General features: G+C 62.9%; 18 protein-coding genes and 1 pseudogene. 8 read left to right on the top strand and 11 right to left on the bottom strand.

What is annotated here, in order from left to right:
• Positions 1-3: 3 nt before the first annotated feature.
• Positions 4-912 (top strand): FHA domain-containing protein, encoded by a 909-nt coding sequence (locus tag N5J71_RS00095; RefSeq protein WP_279916029.1) that lies wholly within the window; start codon positions 4-6, stop codon positions 910-912.
• A 143-nt stretch (positions 913-1,055) separates the two neighbouring features.
• Here N5J71_RS00095 and N5J71_RS00090 read toward each other — a convergent pair whose 3' ends face one another.
• The 4 genes from N5J71_RS00090 to N5J71_RS00075 all read right to left on the bottom strand — a co-directional run bounded on the left by N5J71_RS00090 (position 1,056) and on the right by N5J71_RS00075 (position 3,491).
• Entirely contained in the window at positions 1,056-1,385 is a 330-nt protein-coding gene (locus tag N5J71_RS00090) for a DUF2025 family protein (RefSeq protein ID WP_104728046.1), read from the bottom strand.
• 141 nt (positions 1,386-1,526) lie between these two features.
• Complete coding sequence (locus tag N5J71_RS00085; protein WP_279916028.1) at positions 1,527-1,796, bottom strand: NUDIX domain-containing protein; 270 nt, start codon at positions 1,794-1,796, stop codon at positions 1,527-1,529.
• Between the two features lie 138 nt (positions 1,797-1,934).
• Positions 1,935-2,636, bottom strand: a complete 702-nt coding sequence (locus N5J71_RS00080) for a YebC/PmpR family DNA-binding transcriptional regulator (RefSeq protein ID WP_003462289.1) — start codon at positions 2,634-2,636, stop codon at positions 1,935-1,937.
• 120 nt (positions 2,637-2,756) lie between these two features.
• Entirely contained in the window at positions 2,757-3,491 is a 735-nt protein-coding gene (locus N5J71_RS00075) for a sulfite exporter TauE/SafE family protein (RefSeq protein WP_003462287.1), read from the bottom strand.
• A gap of 139 nt (positions 3,492-3,630) precedes the next feature.
• On the opposite strand from N5J71_RS00075, the gene N5J71_RS00070 reads away from it, so the two are divergent.
• Positions 3,631-4,524, top strand: coding sequence for an EamA family transporter (locus tag N5J71_RS00070; RefSeq protein WP_055986635.1), 894 nt, complete (start codon positions 3,631-3,633; stop codon positions 4,522-4,524).
• Positions 4,525-4,708: 184 nt separating this feature from the next.
• On the opposite strand, the gene N5J71_RS00065 is transcribed toward N5J71_RS00070, so the two are convergent.
• The 3 genes from N5J71_RS00065 to N5J71_RS00055 form a co-directional block, all read right to left on the bottom strand.
• The gene (locus N5J71_RS00065; RefSeq protein WP_279870215.1) at positions 4,709-5,248 is read right to left on the bottom strand and encodes a DUF1003 domain-containing protein; all 540 of its coding nucleotides are present in this window, start codon (positions 5,246-5,248) and stop codon (positions 4,709-4,711) included.
• A 59-nt stretch (positions 5,249-5,307) separates the two neighbouring features.
• A complete protein-coding gene (locus tag N5J71_RS00060; protein ID WP_279916027.1) occupies positions 5,308-6,837 on the bottom strand; it encodes a GGDEF domain-containing protein in 1,530 nt (509 codons plus the stop codon).
• A gap of 267 nt (positions 6,838-7,104) precedes the next feature.
• Positions 7,105-7,386: a peptidylprolyl isomerase gene (locus tag N5J71_RS00055; protein ID WP_003462270.1), complete on the bottom strand. Its 282-nt coding sequence runs from the start codon at positions 7,384-7,386 to the stop codon at positions 7,105-7,107.
• 167 nt (positions 7,387-7,553) lie between these two features.
• Here N5J71_RS00055 and N5J71_RS00050 point away from each other — a divergent pair.
• Both N5J71_RS00050 and N5J71_RS00045 read left to right on the top strand, forming a co-directional pair.
• Positions 7,554-7,894: pseudogene (locus tag N5J71_RS00050) on the top strand (hypothetical protein).
• 135 nt (positions 7,895-8,029) lie between these two features.
• Positions 8,030-8,479 (top strand): hypothetical protein, encoded by a 450-nt coding sequence (locus tag N5J71_RS00045; protein ID WP_003462266.1) that lies wholly within the window; start codon positions 8,030-8,032, stop codon positions 8,477-8,479.
• An 11-nt stretch (positions 8,480-8,490) separates the two neighbouring features.
• On the opposite strand, the gene N5J71_RS00040 is transcribed toward N5J71_RS00045, so the two are convergent.
• On the bottom strand, positions 8,491-9,534 hold the full coding sequence (locus N5J71_RS00040; protein ID WP_084342014.1) for a diguanylate cyclase: 1,044 nt from the start codon (positions 9,532-9,534) through the stop codon (positions 8,491-8,493).
• 182 nt (positions 9,535-9,716) lie between these two features.
• Here N5J71_RS00040 and N5J71_RS00035 point away from each other — a divergent pair, with 182 nt between their 5' ends.
• Positions 9,717-10,574, top strand: coding sequence for a CAP domain-containing protein (locus tag N5J71_RS00035; protein ID WP_003462261.1), 858 nt, complete (start codon positions 9,717-9,719; stop codon positions 10,572-10,574).
• A gap of 13 nt (positions 10,575-10,587) precedes the next feature.
• Here N5J71_RS00035 and mdaB read toward each other — a convergent pair whose 3' ends face one another.
• On the bottom strand, positions 10,588-11,175 hold the full coding sequence (mdaB, locus tag N5J71_RS00030) for an NADPH:quinone oxidoreductase MdaB (protein WP_003462259.1): 588 nt from the start codon (positions 11,173-11,175) through the stop codon (positions 10,588-10,590).
• A 153-nt stretch (positions 11,176-11,328) separates the two neighbouring features.
• On the opposite strand from mdaB, the gene N5J71_RS00025 reads away from it, so the two are divergent.
• Entirely contained in the window at positions 11,329-11,637 is a 309-nt protein-coding gene (locus N5J71_RS00025; RefSeq protein WP_003462257.1) for a putative quinol monooxygenase, read from the top strand.
• A 119-nt stretch (positions 11,638-11,756) separates the two neighbouring features.
• On the opposite strand, the gene N5J71_RS00020 is transcribed toward N5J71_RS00025, so the two are convergent.
• Positions 11,757-13,766, bottom strand: a complete 2,010-nt coding sequence (locus N5J71_RS00020) for a peptidase U32 family protein (protein WP_084342439.1) — start codon at positions 13,764-13,766, stop codon at positions 11,757-11,759.
• A gap of 146 nt (positions 13,767-13,912) precedes the next feature.
• Here N5J71_RS00020 and N5J71_RS00015 point away from each other — a divergent pair, with 146 nt between their 5' ends.
• Positions 13,913-14,557 (top strand): YecA/YgfB family protein, encoded by a 645-nt coding sequence (locus N5J71_RS00015; RefSeq protein ID WP_279916026.1) that lies wholly within the window; start codon positions 13,913-13,915, stop codon positions 14,555-14,557.
• 45 nt (positions 14,558-14,602) lie between these two features.
• On the opposite strand, the gene N5J71_RS00010 is transcribed toward N5J71_RS00015, so the two are convergent.
• Positions 14,603-15,016, bottom strand: coding sequence for a BRO family protein (locus N5J71_RS00010; RefSeq protein ID WP_279916025.1), 414 nt, complete (start codon positions 15,014-15,016; stop codon positions 14,603-14,605).
• A gap of 44 nt (positions 15,017-15,060) precedes the next feature.
• Between N5J71_RS00010 and N5J71_RS00005 the strand changes: the two genes are divergently transcribed.
• Positions 15,061-15,432: a transcriptional regulator gene (locus N5J71_RS00005; protein ID WP_074856336.1), complete on the top strand. Its 372-nt coding sequence runs from the start codon at positions 15,061-15,063 to the stop codon at positions 15,430-15,432.
• Positions 15,433-15,454: the final 22 nt, after the last annotated feature.

Here is a 15,454-nt window from a genome sequence, read left to right as displayed (position 1 = left end):
ACGATGCTCAGACTGCAGTTCCTGGATAACCGCCAAGCGCCGGTCTGGCTGACCGACGAACGCCTGACCATCGGCCAGGACAGCCGCAACCAGCTGGTGCTTGGCGATGCCGGAATCGCCAGCTTCCACGCCGAGATCCGCCAGGATCACGGCTACTACTACCTGAGCGATGCCGGTCAAGGCGCCACCTGGGTCAACGACCAGCGCGTCGGTACACGCTTTCAGCTGCGCGACGGTGATCGCCTGCGCCTGGGCGCCGTCGAGCTGCAGCTGGTCAATCCGGCGAAACGCGTGGCCAGGCCGGAAGCGGCGGCTCCGCGCTGGTTTCTGCAGGTGATCCAGGGCGAACACCAGGGGCGCAAGTTTCATGTCCACGGCTCGATGACCTTCGGCCGCTCGAGCAAGTGCGAGCTGTGCTTCAGCGATCTGGAGCTGTCGCGCCGGCATTGCGAGTTCTTTCTCAAGGACGACGTACTGGAGGTCAAGGACCTTGCCTCGGCCAACGGCGTGCTGGTCAACCAGCAGAAGGTCCGAACCGCCGTGCTGCAACCGGGCGATCAGTTGAAGATGGGCTCGGTGACGCTGCTGGTGATCGGGCCGAAGGTGAACGTGAGCGATGCGCCCGACGAGGATGCCACCCAGTTCATGCGTGTGGCGGACCTGCCGCCTGCGTTGGCCGCCAGGGCGGCTGGCGGCGGCGCCACGCAGATCGCCCCGGCGCCGCAGGTAGCAGCGCGTGCCAGCGCCAAGGCAGCGCCGGCGGCGGCCAATCCGCTGCGTGCGGCTCAGGCCAAGCCGGCCCCCCTTGCCGCGCCACCTGCGGCCAGTGCGGGCAAGCTGTGGCTGGGTGGGATCGTACTGCTGCTGATCGGCGTAGGCCTCGGTGCTGTCGCCATGCGGCTATTGGGCTGAGGCGGGGCGCGTCACCCGATAGAACCGGCATGGCGGGTTGCACCCGCCCTACGGGGTAGCGCTCGTGTCGTAGGGCGGGGGTACCCCGCCGTTGTGGTCCCGGTGGGTTGGTGCGCACCGAATGCCTCGAAACACGCTGAATCTCAGGCCGGCGTCAGGCGTCGCCGCTCCGCACGGATCTCCGGCAAATCGCTGCGGCGCAGATAGACGCGCAGCGGCTCGCTAAGATTCACTCGGTCATCGATGCGCTGTTCCTGTAGCCAGGCCAGGCGCTGGCGATCCAGGCGCATCAGTTCGCCCTCGTCAGCGTGCCAGACGTATTCGCAGGTAGGCGTGATGGTGTCGGCCGGTACGTCGAGACCGAAGCTGTCTTCGGAGAATCGCAGCAGGTACTGCTCGGTCTTGGCGTTGAAGCCGACGAAACCCTGCAGCTGGTCGGCGGCCTCGCAGATTTGGGCGGACGTGATACTCATGGCAAACCTCGTTTTCTGTGGGGTTTGCAGGCAAGGCGAATGGTTTTGTTTATCGGCGCAGCCTAATCGCTGGTGCTGTCACCCGCGTTGTCGTGGATCAAGAAACTGCCGTCAGCGGTTTTGATGCCGTGAGCGACGCTCTTACACAGACGGCAGCCGTTTCAGGGCCGGCAGCACCTGATCGCGCAGCAGTAGCGCCAGGTCATCGGGCAGGGGCTGGGCGGTGTCGAGCCAGCGCAGTTCTTCCAGCTCTTCGAGCAGCTCACGTTCGAGCGCCGACAGTGCGTCTTCGTCCGCTTCACGTTTACCGCCAGGCAGCATGAAGAATCGGGTGTTGCGCTTGCGCACGAGCAGCAGGCGGCCTTGTTCTTCGAACAGGCAGGCTGCGGCGATATGCAGGGTAGTTTTCATGGGGGCAGGCACTGAGCGGATGGCGTCTCCGGCGAAACTGCGCAACGCACGTTGCACAGTTTCGCCCCGGGGCGGGGCTCCTACAGAGGGCGGAAGCCTTGCCTGACGTGGGCGCCGGTTCAGGGCGCCCAGCGAACATCAGCCAGCGAGGCCGACATAGACGTTCTGCACGTCGTCGTGGCCATCGATGGCCTCGAGGAAGGCTTCGACTTCTTCCATCTGCTCCGGCGTCAGGCTGTTTACCGGGTTTTTCGGGCGGTAGCCGAGCTTGGCCGAGTTGACGGTGAAACCCTGTTCCGGCAGTGCCTTGCACACGGCGTCGAGGTCGGTCGGGTCGGTGATGAACAGGGTCGAGCCCTCGTCATCGGGCACGAAGTCCTGGGCGCCGGCTTCGATGGCCGCCAGCTCCGGGTCAGCGCCTTCTTCGGTAGTGGCTTCGATCAGGCCAACGTGGTCGAAGTCCCAGCTGACCGAGCCGGAAGCGCCGAGCTGGCCCTTGCGGAACAGCACGCGAATCTCGGCGACGGTGCGGTTGACGTTGTCGGTCAGGCACTCGACGATCACCGGCACCTGATGCGGGGCGAAGCCCTCGTACTGGGTGCGCTCGTAGTTGATTACTTCACCGGAAAGGCCCGCACCTTTCTTGATGGCACGCTCCAGGGTGTCCTTGGGCATAGAGGCTTTCTTGGCCTGGTGCACGGCCAGGCGCAGCTTGGGGTTCATGTCCGGGTCGGCGCCGTTACGCGCGGCGAGCATGATTTCCTTCACCAGCTTGCCGAAGATCTTGCCTCGGGCATTGGCGGCTGCTTCTTTGGGTTTGGCTTTCCACTGGGCGCCCATCTGGGGTCTCCTGGCCGAGAAGTGAGTCGGCGTCAGGCCCTGGTACGCCTGACGATCGGATAGGCTGCGGATTCTAGTGCCTTGCGCGGCTATCGGCACCTGCAATTTCAGCCGGCGGACTCAGAGGTAGCGCCAGATCAACTGTACGCCCGCCAGCAGAATGCCCAGCCGGGCGATGCGGTAGAACCACAGGTGGTTGACCCGCGATTGCAGCCACAGGCCGCTCCACACGCCCAGTGGCACGATGGGAGCGAGCATCAGACTGAGCAGCAGGTTTTCCTGGGTGAACTGACCCAGCGCCGCGTAGGGAAACAGCTTCGCCGCGTTGGTCAGCAGGAAGAACAGGTTGATGGTGGCGACGAAACGCACCTTTTCCAGTTGCTGCGGCAGCAGGTGCATCATCACCGGCGGGCCACCGGCGTGGGCGACGAAACTGGTGAAGCCGGCCAGGCTCGACAGCAGTGTGCCGCGTCCTTTATGCAGCGGGCGAGGTGCCTGGTTGCCAACTACCAGGCCGAGCCCGACGAAGATAATGGCGATGGCGCCGATCAGCAGGCCGATGGCGCGTTCGTCGAACAGACCGAAAGTCATCGAGCCGATGGCGATGCCGATGACCGCGCCCGGCAACATGACCTTGAGATTGGCCACATCCCACTTGCCCCAGTAGGCCTTGAGGCCCACCACATCGGCCAGGCAGAGAATTGGCAACATCACCGCCACCGCCTGTTTCGGCGACGTGGCCAGTGCCAGCAACGGCACGGCGATGCCGCCCAGAGCGCCACCGAAGCCACCCTTGGACAGCCCGGTGAGAAACACTGCCGGCAAGGCGAACAGAAGGAAATCGTGCAGAGTCATGGGTTTGGCGTACCACTACAGAAGCGCGCAGGTTAGCAGCCGGCAGTGGCTGTGTGGCTTTTTTACTCGGCCTCTGTGTCTGTCTGCTGCGGGGTGAGGCTGTTCTAATGCCGGCTCACTCAATTCGAGGTTCGTGCTCATGACACCCAAGGATCTGCTGCTGGCGCTGCTGGTGATCATCGTCTGGGGGCTGAACTTCGTGGTGATCAAGGTCGGTCTGCACGGCATGCCGCCGATGCTGATGGGCGCTCTGCGTTTCATGCTCGCGGCGTTTCCGGCGATCCTCTTCGTGCGCCGGCCGCAGGTGCCGCTGCGCTGGATGCTGGCCTATGGCATGACCATTTCAGTGGGGCAGTTCGCCTTTCTCTTCTACGCCATGTATGTCGGCATGCCGGCTGGCCTGGCGTCGCTGGTGCTGCAGTCGCAGGCGTTCTTCACTCTGTTTTTCGCTGCGCTGTTTCTCGGCGAGCGGCTGCGCGGCAGCAACCTGTTCGGCCTGCTGGTGGCGGCCAGCGGCCTGGTGTTGATCGGCCTGCAGGGCGGGCAGGCAATGACCCTGGCCGGCTTTGCCCTGACTATCGCCGCTGCCTCGATGTGGGCGCTGGGTAACGTGGTCACGCGCAGGCTGGGCAAGGTCAATCTGGTTGGCCTGGTGGTCTGGGGCAGCCTGATCCCGCCGCTGCCGTTTCTGGCGTTATCGCTGTGGCTGGAAGGCCCGGAACTGATCAGCCAGTCGCTGCGTAGTCTCAGCCTGGACTCGCTGCTGGTACTGGCTTACCTGGCATTCGGTGCCACCATTCTCGGTTACGGGCTCTGGAGTCGTCTGCTGTCGCTTTACCCGGCCAGCCAGGTGGCGCCGTTTTCGCTGTTGGTGCCGGTGGTGGGTATCAGCTCCTCGGCGCTGCTGCTGGGCGAACGTCTCGGCGGATTGCAGATGGTCGGTGCGGCGCTGGTCATGGCCGGTCTGCTGATCAACGTCTGGGGCGGGCGCTTGCTCGATAGCTGGCGGCAACGGGCTCCAGGGGCTGTTTGACACGCTTGTGGCGGGTACGATACGACAGATTCTGTCGCATGCCAGTGAGTTAAGCGAAGAAGATGAGTGTGTAGGAGCCAGCTTGCTGGCGATCCGGTGTATGCAGCCTACTTACACAAGGCATCGCCGGCAAGCCGGCTCCTACGGACTTATAGCGCTGAGGGCGGTGTTTACGGAATCAACATTAGGCTTGCGGAGGCTGCTCCGGCAGGCGTTCGAGGATCTGGTCCAGGCGTTGCTGGATGCGCTGATCGATCTTTTCGTGCAGGCGCATGATTTCCAGTTCGGCGCGCAGGTTCACCTCGAAGTCCAGGCGTGCGGCCAGGCGATCCTTTGCCGCCTGGCGGTTCTGGCTCATCATGATGATCGGCGCCTGGACGGCGGCCAGGGTCGACAGCATCAGGTTGAGGAAAATGTAAGGGTAGGGGTCGAAGGCCATGCCGAAGTGAGAGAGCACGTCGGTGTTGAGCAGCATCCAGCCGAGCATGGTCAGTGAAAAACAGATGATGAAGGTCCATGAGCCGCCGACCGATGCGACCCTGTCGGAAAGCCTCTCGCCGAAAGATGACTGTTCATCCGACGCGTCGGCAGCATCGCGGCTGATGGGGCGACGCTGGCGAATCTGTTCGAGCACATGGCTTTCTTCCGGCTCCAGTTCGTGGGGGGCTTTGCCGAGCAGGGTCTGGGCGAGTTTTTGCAGCGGGTGCGAGGTGTCGCTGCTCATCGTGACTGCTCATTTATGGCTGACAGTAGCAGGGATGCTGAATCGCTCCGGCTGACTTGTCACCTGTCCGCTGCATCCTGGCGTGCTGCACTTTCCAGGCGGTTGCGACCATTGGCCTTGGCCCGATACAGCGCCTGGTCCGCTGCGTCGATCAGGCTCAGAGCGCTTGTGGCGCTGTCCTGGGTGCCGGGGCTCAGGCTGGCCAGGCCGATGCTCACTGTAATTCTCTGGAATGGACTGTTCTCATGCGGCAGTGCGCTGTGCTCCAGGTTTGCCATGAACGCGAGAGCGATGGCTTCGGCGCCCTCGCTACTGGTGTTCGGCAGAATCACGGCCAGCTCTTCGCCGCCGTAGCGTGCCGCCAGGTCGCCGGGGCGACGCATGCAGCGCTGGAGCAGGTCGGCGACGCTGCGCAGGCATTCGTCACCCGCCAGGTGGCCGTAGTGATCGTTGTAGCGCTTGAACAGGTCGATATCGAGCAGCATCAGGGTAAGGTCTGAACCCTGGCGCTGCGCACGGCGAATTTCCACTTCCAGCGTCTGGTCGAAGCTGCGACGATTGGCCAGGCCGGTCAGGGCGTCCTGCGAAGCCAGTATTTCCAGGCGGGCATTGGCGTCGAGCAGTTCTTCCCGGGCGCTGAGCAGTTGGCGCTCGGCGCGCGAGCGACGGTGCATGTCGACAAGTAGCCGCAGGCCGATGATGGCGACGGCGAGCAGCAGGATCAGAACCACCGTGGCGAACAGTCGTGCATCACGGCGCCAGGCCGTTAGTGCCTCATCGCGACCCAGCGCTACCACAGTGATCAGGGGGAGGTTGCTGTTATGGCGGAACGCGTACAGGCGCTCGATGCCATCGATGCGGGAGACCTGTGTGGTCGTGGCCTGTTGCCGTTCGCGTAATGTCTGAAAGATCGGCGAGCTCGACCAATCCAGCCCCACATCCTGTTCACGGAAGGGCTGGCGAAACAGCAGGGTGCCATCGCTGGTTGAGAGGCTCATCGTGCCTTGCTGGCCCAGATCGAGGCTGCCGAACAGCTGGAGGAAATGCTCCACGCTCAACGTGATGGCCACCGCGCCGGAGAAATTGCCGTCGGTATCGTTCAGGCGCCGGCTGACGGTGAATATCCACTCGTGCGCCAGGCGGCTCTTGATGGTCGGGCCGATGAACGTCTCGGGCGAGGGATTGTCGCGATGATGGATGAAGAACGCACGATCAGCGGCGTTCGGGCGCGCATTGATATCGCCCCGCGATACCAGCAGGCGGTCACCCTTGGCGTTGTAGATGATGATGGTGCTGGCCAGCTTGAGCACCCGGCTCTGTTCCTGCACGACCTGCTGCAGGCGATCGAGATGTGCCCGACCCTTGCCTTCCTGCTCCAGGCGTTCTGCCAGCTCCACCAATACCAGCTCGGATTGGCGAATCACCCCTTCGCTGTAATTGTCCAGGGCACGCGCCAGGTTGAGATTGGCCACGTTCAGATCATGCAGGGCACGCTCGCGGGAAAACCAGATCTGCCAGGCCGTCAGCAATGCCAGCGACAGGCATATGAACACCAGCAGGATGAAGGTGAGGCGGGTACCGCGTTTCATAAAGGCAGAGCCCTGCCGTGTGACTGAACAGCGTGGTTAACGGAAAAACCACCGGCGGGTTAATGCCAGTCAGTTAAGGCTGTACGCGTTTGGCTCCCCTCCCCCGTTTACGGGAGAGGGGCTGGGGGAGAGGGCCGAAATACCGCGAAACGGCCATCTACCCCTCTCCGAACGTGCCTCGCCAGAGGGGCGAGGGGACTGATCGTAGGCAGTCGGCGCTTAACTGATCAGCATTAACCGGCGGGTGGCTTTTCCATTGCGAGAGAATCAGTCCTGACGGCTGGTGACTTCCAGCAGGTGATAACCGAACTGAGTCTTGACCGGGCCTTGCACCACGCCGACCGGTGCGCTGAACACCACGGTATCGAACTCCTTGACCATCTGGCCCGGGCCGAAGGAGCCCAGATCACCGCCGCTACGGCCGGACGGGCAAGAGGAGTTGTCTTTGGCCAGTTGGGCGAAGTCGGCACCGCCTTCGATGGCGGCTTTCAGTTCGTTGCACTTGTCTTCGCTGGCAACCAGGATGTGGCGGGCAGTGGCGCGGGCCATGGGAGTACCTCCTATCAATGAAGGTGCAGAGCCTAGCGCAATCGCCTCGACAAGCAAACGGTCGGCCGTTCGTCCACCTGTCAGGAGCCGTTTCGGCGTCTGGCTTGTCCCATCTTCTGTAAGTGGGCATCTGCCCTGAACTCAGGCTTCACTGAGGAGACTTGCGGATGAACACCCTGAGCATCGACGGTTGGCGCAAGGCCGACAATGACAGCAAATCCATCCCTATCGGCACTCTGCAGTTCTATGTCAGCGAGTCGGAGCACTTGCGCCTGGAGCAGGCTGAGGAGCAACTGCAGCGCAGCGGCGTCCGGGACGCGATGATCGACGCAGACATGCGACGTTGGAGCTGGTCATGCCGGAGGGCTTCGGCCCACTGAGTGAATGCAAATGGCGCGTGTACCTTGGCGGCGAGGAGGGGCGTGGCCAGTTTCATCTGGTCGGTTACAGCGCCGAGGATGGCTGCCTGATCTACAGCAATGCGGTGATGGTCGATCTGCTGGGGTGACCGGCACAGGCAAAACCTTGCCCCGCGGTGGCAAGTCGCTGCCACGAATGTGTGTGCAACCCGCGTAGTGACTGGCCTGCAGCGGCTGGCCCGGAATCTGCTTTGCATCAGGCGAACGGATTTCGCGGAGGCCTCATGACCAGTATCAACAACAGCACGCCTGCCATGCTCAGCTACTACGGTAGCCAGCTCAACAATCGCTCGACTGCGTCCAGTGGCGAAGCCGACGGTCAGGCCAGTCAGGATCCAGTTGCCGACTTGCGGCGTTTTGCCAAACAGGTGGTGGCGCGCAGTGAGGGTGGACTACTACGCGCGATGAATGGTGGCGCGGCGCAGCCCAGCAATACCGTGCAGCGCAGTGGTGACAGTCAGCCGACTACGCCTTCGGTGATTCAATTGCCGGACGTAACGCAGCTCGATCGCGACGATGCCGCCAAGCTGCTGGCGCAGGTGCAGAAGATGGTGGATGCCGGCATGGATGGCAGCGTGCGCATCGCCGGTTACAACGGCGACCAGCAGACCGACTCGCTGGAAACCTACCGCCAGTGGCTGCAGGAAAAGGGCGGAGTCAGCATCTACGTCTGATCCGCAGCCGTTCAGCCCAGAATGGGTTCTACGTCCTCTCGGGTGATCACCCGGTTACGCCCGGCGCGCTTGGCCGCGTAGGTGCGCCTGTCTGCCGCCAGCATCAGCTCGTCCAGTGATTGCCCATCTACCCCGAAACAGGCCACGCCAGCGCTCAACGTCATGTGCAGCGTGGTTTCATCCACCGTCAGCGATTGCGCAACCAGGCGTTCGCGCAGGCTTTCGGCGATTTCCCGAGCTTGCGCTGCTTTGCTGCCTGGCAGCAGCACCGCAAATTCCTCACCGCCCAGGCGGCAGAACAGATCATTGACCCGTAAACGCTGCGCCAGCACCTTGGCGAAGTGAACCAGGGCACGGTCACCGACTTCGTGGCCAAAGCGGTCGTTGATCTGCTTGAAGTGGTCGATATCGACGAATACCAGCGAAAGCGGCGTGCCATTGCGCAACGCATGGGCACGCTCACGCTCGAATACCTCGGCCAGCTTCAGGCGGTTTGGCTGGCTGGTCAGAGAGCCGGTGGTCGCCTGCTCGGTCAGGCGCTGCTCATTGAGCAGGCGGCTGCGCTCGTAGATGTGCGCGAAAATCATCATCGCCAAGCTGGCGAGGCCGAGATTGGCGATGATCTCGACGTTTTGCAGCAATTCATCGGACGAAAACCGCTGACTGAAGACGAACAGGCCGACACCGACGAACACGATCGAGCCGTACATCCCCAGGCGCAACCCCAGTAATAGATAGCAGATGATCGGAATTGTCTGGATCCAGGCGAACACCGCGAAGGTAGTGGTGGTCTGAGACAGCGCCACAATCATGATGCTAAAGAACGGCAGCAGGTAAATTGCGGTCAATAGCTGCAGGTTGCGTGTTTTATCGATGATGGTCAGCAGATACAGCGACACCGCGGCATAGCCGATCTCCAGACCGGCCAGCAGCCAGTTGTCGTGCAACAGATTGACGACCGAGAAGAACAAACCGCCGCTCAAGGTGATCCATAGCAAGGCTTTGAGGACCAGGCGGCGATGTTGTTCGTTCTTGGCGAAGTAACCGGGTAGCAGTGTTCTCGAGCGGGAGAGACAAATGCGTAAATTGTTCGATGACGGCAGAGGGCGTCATGCAGGAACCCTGCCGTTGGGCCGCGATCCCAGTGTACGCGGGCGTTCGATGGGATTAGGAAACCGGCCATGATCCTGCGCCGGAAATTGCGTCAGAATCACGACGTTAGTTGGGAGAGGGCGGTATGACAACAATGGACAAATGGGGGTGGCAACGCTGCCTGCTGGCGCTGCTGCTGATGGGCATTTGCGGCGCGGCCCAGGCCGCTGAGGACCTTGCGCTGATCGAGATGATCAACAGCTATCGTAGCGAGGTGCAGCGCTGTGGCGTTCAGGCCTCCGAGCCACTGCCGCCGTTGACCAACGATCCACGCCTGATCCTGCCTGCCAACGGCACCGCGGATCTGCAGGATTCGCTGAGCGCGGCTGGTTACCCGTTGGTTAACGTACAGGCCATCACCCTCTCCGGCCCGCGCAATGCGCAGGCAGCCATGCAGGCATTGAGCGAGAGTTTCTGCCGCGTGCTGCTCGATCCGCAATTCATCGACATCGGCGTCAGCCAGCAGGATCGCGACTGGCGCATCGTGCTGGCCCGGCCGCTGCTCAGTGGGCGCCTGCAAACCTGGCAGACCGAGGGGGAAAGTCTGCTCTTGCTGATCAACTCTGCCCGCGCCGAGGCACGCCAATGCGGTGACCAGCACTTCGCTGCCACCGCGCCGCTGGTATGGAATGCCGAACTGGGGAGCGCCGCCGAGAGCCACAGCCGAGCCATGGCCAACGGCAACTTCTTCTCCCATCAAGGGCGTGACGGCCTGACGCCGGGTGACCGCGCGGAACTGGCGGGGTACAGCGGTACCAAGGTCGGCGAGAACATCGCCGCGGCGCTGGATACCACCGCCAAGGTGGTCGAGGGCTGGCTCGCCAGCTCCGGGCATTGCGCCAACATCATGAACCCGGAGTTCAGCGAGCTAGGCGCTGCCTATGCCAACGACCCGCAGAGCGATGCCGGCATCTACTGGACGGCGTTGTTCGGCGGGCAATGAGTGAGCGCCGGCTTCAGTTGACGCCGAACACCTGGGCCAGGTGCTGCTCGTAGCGTGCCACGTCGTGCTCGATGTTCGGCTCCTTCATCACGTCGTTGCAGATGAAGGTGGGCAGACCAGTCATGCCCAGGAACTCGTTGGCCTTGTGGAAGGGGAAGTACACCGCGTCCACGCCTTTGCCTTCGAAGAAATCGGTCGGGTCCTCGAAGGCCTGCACCGGGGCGTTCCAGGTCAGTGACAGCATGTACTGCTTGCCCTGAATCAGCCCGCCGCTGCCGTACTTCTGCGATGCATCGGAGCGGGTACGGCCGTCGTTGGCATACAGGCTGCCGTGGCCGGCGGTGAACACCTCGTCCAGATACTTCTTCACCGTCCAGGGTGCGCCCATCCACCAGCCGGGCATCTGGTAGATCACCACATCGGCCCAGAGGAATTTCTGTACTTCTTCTTCCACGTCGTAGCCGCCGTCGATGAAGGTGGTCTTGACGTCGAAGCCGGCGCGGTCGAGGAAGGCCACCGCCGCGTCGTGCAGGGTGCTGTTGTACTGGCCGTGGGAGTGGGCGAACGCTTTGCCGCCGTTGAGCAGGAGGATCTTTTTCATGGGGGTTCTCCAAAAATGTGGCGGCAGGTTATCGGGCCCTGCGCGTGCGAAACCCCCCGAAGTGATCAAATAATTGTTGACTGAAAATCATGAAAGGCTCGCCGAATGCTGCGTTAAGGTGAGGCATCTTCCCGCATCGAGGCGCTTGCATCCATGTACGGCTTCATCCTTCACGCGCACACCAGATCCGAGCAGGCCGAGGCCTTCGAGCAACTGTTCCGTGCTTACGTCGAACCCAGCCGCGCCGAACCCGGTTGCGTCGAATATCACATGCTGCGTGACGCCCAGGACCCGACCCTGTTCATCTTCTACGAGGTCTGGGCGTCGCCGGAGGCGCTGGCCGAACACACGGCACTGCCGCACATGCGCAAGTTCCATGACCAGCGCATGGACTATCTGCGTCGTGATTTCGAGATTCGCGAGATCGAGATGCTTAGCCCGGCGAGTGCCGCGCGGGCCTAGTTCGCGATCCGTAGGAGCCAGCTTGCTGGCGATTGTTGTGGTAGTCCGGATGCAATCCGGGACATACAGGCGCATGCCCCGGATTGCACCCGGGCTACCGGGAACTGGCGAGGCTGGGCTCAGTGGCTATAGCCCGGCTTCTGGCGAATGGTCTTGAGCAGGTCGTCCGGGCTGATGTGGCCGACCACCTGGGTCGCGGCGCTGCCCGGCTGCGGCAGATCGAGGATATGGCCCTTCATCTTGCCGATCACGTGCATCTCGCACGGCTTGCAGTCGAACTTCAGGGTCAGCACTTCATCGCCGTGTACCAGCTGCATTGGCGCCACCTTGGTGCGCACGCCGGTGACGCCCTTGGCCTGCTTCGGGCACAGGTTGAAGGAGAAGCGCAGGCAGTGCTTGGTGATCATCACCGGCACTTCGCCGGTTTCCTCGTGGGCCTCGTAGGCGGCGTCGATCAGCTGCACGCCATGGCGATGGTAGAAGTCGCGGGCCTTCTGGTTGTAGACGTTGTAGAGGAACGACAGGTGCGACTCCGGGTACACCGGCGCCGGCTCGGTCTCGGCCTTGCGGCTACCACGCGGATGGGCGGCCACGCGCGCTGCGGTCAGCGCCTCGATGGCCTCGCGGCGCAGCGCCTTGAGTTGCGAGTTGGGCACGAAGAACGCTTGCGGCGCATCCAGCGTCACGCTCTGGGCGTGGTAGATGGTGGTGCCTAGCTGGGTGAGCAGGTCGCGCAGGCCATCGAGCGCCTGTTCCGGCTTGTTGGCGACACCGAACGGGCCGGGCAGGGCGACGTCGACGCTGATGTCTTCTTCGCTGGTGGCGGTGAGCTTGAGGGCGTCTTCACGCAGCTCGGCCTTCCAGCTCACGCCGATACGACGTTCGGCGCTGGTGCGTTGCAGCGCCTGCTGCCAGTTGTGGTCGAGGTTGCGCGAAAGCGGATGATTCGGGCGCAAGCGGAACATGCCCACGGGCATCTCGTTGGGCTCGACGCGGTAGCGGTAGCGCTTCTCGCCGTCTTCCTCGAACTCACCTTTCAACTCGGCGATGTTGGCGCGGAAGCCGACCACCTCGCGTTTGACCAGCACGTTGAGGCCGTCGCCGTTGGACAGCGGCTCATGGGTGACCGCGATCAGGTCGCGCTTGTTCACCTTCTCCACGTTGCCAACCAGCAGGCCGGTGAAGGTGGGCGAATCGAAGGCGCCGATATCCACCTTGCGCTCAGTGACGAAGTAGTCGGTGCTGCCACGGTGGAAGGTCTTGTCCGGATCGGGCACGAAGAAGTGCGCGGTACGGCCGCTGGAGGCACGAGCGAGGTCCGGGCGGTCCTCGAGGATGGCATCGAGCTCGCGGCGGTAGTGGGCGGTGATGTTCTTCACATAGGCCACATCCTTGTAGCGGCCCTCGATCTTGAACGAGCGCACGCCGGCCTCGACCAGGGCGCGCAGGTTGGCGCTCTGGTTGTTGTCCTTCATCGACAGCAGGTGTTTTTCATAGGCGATTACGCCGCCTTTTTCATCCTTGAGGGTGTAGGGCAGGCGGCAGGCCTGCGAGCAGTCGCCGCGGTTGGCGCTGCGCCCGGTCTGCGCGTGGGAGATGTTGCACTGGCCGGAGAAGGCCACGCACAGCGCGCCGTGGATGAAGAACTCGATGGCGGCATCGGTGGCATCGGCGATCTGACGGATTTCCTGCAGGTTCAGCTCTCGTGCCAGTACCAGTTGGGAGAAACCGGCCTGGTCGAGAAACTTGGCGCGTGCCAGGGTGCGAATGTCGGTCTGGGTGCTGGCGTGCAGCTCGATGGGCGGAATATCCAGCTCCATCACCCCCATGTCCTGCACAATCAGCGCATCCACGCCTGCGTCGTAGAGCTGGTGGATCAGCGTACGTACCTGCTCCAGCTCGTCGTCGTGGAAGATGGTGTTGAGCGTGGTGAACACCCGTGCATGGTAGCGCCGGGCGAACTCCACCAGCTTGGCGATCTCGCTCACCTCGTTGCAGGCGTTGTGCCGCGCGCCGAAGCTCGGGCCGCCGATATAGATGGCGTCGGCGCCATGCAGAATGGCCTCGCGGGCGATTTCGACGTCACGCGCAGGGCTGAGCAGTTCCAGGTGGTTCTTGGGCAAGGACATGGTGTTTTCTTTTATCAGGCTGACACACGGGCAAGGCGCGCATTGTACCGGGCTGTGGCCCGCTGGGCACTCGCCAGATGCCGGACGGCTGGCAATACGCGCCGATGCAGGTACAGTAGCGGCCTTTTTCAGGCGGAGGCGTGGCGATGGACAACAGAGGGTTGGAGAGGCTCGATCAGTGGCTGCTCAAGTACGGCAACGATGACTCGATCCTCTCTGCCAGCGAACTGGACGGCTTCTTCGCCGCCATCGTCTCCGCCCCGCGCCAGGTCGCGCCTGCCGTCTGGTATTCGGCGATCTGGGCCGACCAGCCGCCGCAATGGCCGAGCGACAAGGATGGTGAGCGCTTCATGAAGCTGGCCGTCGAGCTGATGAGCGAAGCCGCCTACATGCTCAGCAAGGAACCCGATGACTATGAGGCGATCTTCCTGGCCGACAACAACGGCAAGGGCGAGAAGCTGATCGTCTCCGAGTGGTGCGCGGGCTACCTGCGCGGTGCGGCGGTTGCCGGTTGGCTGGAGCAGGCGCTGCCCGAGTCGGCGCAGGCGGCCCTGGCGCTGATCACTCTGCACGGCGACGAAAGCGGCAGCGAGACGCTCAAGGCCATGACCGATGCCGAATACGAAGCCAGCACAGCGATGCTGGAGCCGGCCGCCGTCGAGCTTTACGAGTACTGGCAGCAGAATCTGGACCCGCTGCTGCCGGTACGCCGTGATGACGCCAAGGTCGGGCGCAACGACCCCTGCAGCTGCGGCAGTGGCAAGAAGTACAAGCAGTGCTGCATGCGCTGACCGGTCGCTGTCAGCATGCCTGGCGAGCGAGCCCCGGCGTCGTGCTCAACTGCAGCACGGGTCCTCGTTCATCGCCAGCAGCTCCGGCCGGGTGCCGAAAACCTGCATCACGTCATTCATCGACATCCACCAGTCGTCGTGCCACTTGAGTACGCGCAGGCGTTTGTTTGGCGTGCTCAGCTGTCGATAGCTGGGCAGGCTGGAGCTGCTGAACAGGTGCGGCAGCAGGACTTGGCAGAGCCAGCTGCGCAGACGTTCCGCGCGTGGGCTGGTGCTGCTCAGGCTCAGGCGTAGCAGGTTCTCCAGGTCGATCATGGCTTGAGGCGTTTCCTCGTTGCCGAAGAGGATGCCCTCCGGTCGACAGTGAAGCAGCAGGGCGGCTTGTTCGTCGGCCAGTTCCAGGGCCTGGTAAACGGTCTTCGCGACGAACCAGAAACGGCCGTCTGCGGCGCGCTGCACAGTGAGACGAGAAAACCGAATTCGCCCAGCGCCTGCGTAGCGCCATGATTGCGGCTGGATATCCAGATCGCCCCGCCGTGCTCGAACGCGAGTTCAATTCGCGTTACTGGGGCCGTTCCGTGACCTTCCAGGCGGTTCCCCGCTGGTTGCGTGGCGAGGCGATACCGTCGCAGGACAAATTGCAGGTGCTTGCCGAGTGGCTGCGTATCGAACCGCAGGTACTGCGCTTTAGCGCACAGGCCGGTGCCGCCGTACGCGAGCAGCGTGGCCGTTGGGAAGATCCCAAGTTCTATCAGGAACGTGAGGTGATCGAGGCCTTTCTGGCTCTGCCTGCTGCGCAGCGCAAGGTGGCACGCGAAGTGGTGATGGCCTTGGCTGTTGTAGCCAAGGCCGAGAAGAAGCCCAGCGAGCACTGAACATGCACCCACTTGGCTCAGA

Source organism: Ectopseudomonas oleovorans (genome assembly GCF_029845265.1).
GTDB classification, from domain to species: domain Bacteria; phylum Pseudomonadota; class Gammaproteobacteria; order Pseudomonadales; family Pseudomonadaceae; genus Aquipseudomonas; species Aquipseudomonas oleovorans.
The sequence above is the reverse complement of the archived record's forward strand: the minus strand, read 5'-3'. Positions and strand labels throughout refer to the sequence as shown.

Bases quoted from the DNA above. Each gene is read 5' to 3' on its own strand.
- N5J71_RS00095 (WP_279916029.1), top strand. From the start codon at position 4: ATGCTCAGACTGCAGTTCCTGGATAACCGCCAAGCGCCGGTCTGGCTG.
- N5J71_RS00090 (WP_104728046.1), bottom strand. From the start codon at position 1,385: ATGAGTATCACGTCCGCCCAAATCTGCGAGGCCGCCGACCAGCTGCAG.
- N5J71_RS00085 (WP_279916028.1), bottom strand. From the start codon at position 1,796: ATGAAAACTACCCTGCATATCGCCGCAGCCTGCCTGTTCGAAGAACAA.
- N5J71_RS00080 (WP_003462289.1), bottom strand. From the start codon at position 2,636: ATGGGCGCCCAGTGGAAAGCCAAACCCAAAGAAGCAGCCGCCAATGCC.
- N5J71_RS00075 (WP_003462287.1), bottom strand. From the start codon at position 3,491: ATGACTCTGCACGATTTCCTTCTGTTCGCCTTGCCGGCAGTGTTTCTC.
- N5J71_RS00070 (WP_055986635.1), top strand. From the start codon at position 3,631: ATGACACCCAAGGATCTGCTGCTGGCGCTGCTGGTGATCATCGTCTGG.
- N5J71_RS00065 (WP_279870215.1), bottom strand. From the start codon at position 5,248: ATGAGCAGCGACACCTCGCACCCGCTGCAAAAACTCGCCCAGACCCTG.
- N5J71_RS00060 (WP_279916027.1), bottom strand. From the start codon at position 6,837: ATGAAACGCGGTACCCGCCTCACCTTCATCCTGCTGGTGTTCATATGC.
- N5J71_RS00055 (WP_003462270.1), bottom strand. From the start codon at position 7,386: ATGGCCCGCGCCACTGCCCGCCACATCCTGGTTGCCAGCGAAGACAAG.
- N5J71_RS00045 (WP_003462266.1), top strand. From the start codon at position 8,030: ATGACCAGTATCAACAACAGCACGCCTGCCATGCTCAGCTACTACGGT.
- N5J71_RS00035 (WP_003462261.1), top strand. From the start codon at position 9,717: ATGACAACAATGGACAAATGGGGGTGGCAACGCTGCCTGCTGGCGCTG.
- mdaB (WP_003462259.1), bottom strand. From the start codon at position 11,175: ATGAAAAAGATCCTCCTGCTCAACGGCGGCAAAGCGTTCGCCCACTCC.
- N5J71_RS00025 (WP_003462257.1), top strand. From the start codon at position 11,329: ATGTACGGCTTCATCCTTCACGCGCACACCAGATCCGAGCAGGCCGAG.
- N5J71_RS00020 (WP_084342439.1), bottom strand. From the start codon at position 13,766: ATGTCCTTGCCCAAGAACCACCTGGAACTGCTCAGCCCTGCGCGTGAC.
- N5J71_RS00015 (WP_279916026.1), top strand. From the start codon at position 13,913: ATGGACAACAGAGGGTTGGAGAGGCTCGATCAGTGGCTGCTCAAGTAC.
- N5J71_RS00005 (WP_074856336.1), top strand. From the start codon at position 15,061: ATGATTGCGGCTGGATATCCAGATCGCCCCGCCGTGCTCGAACGCGAG.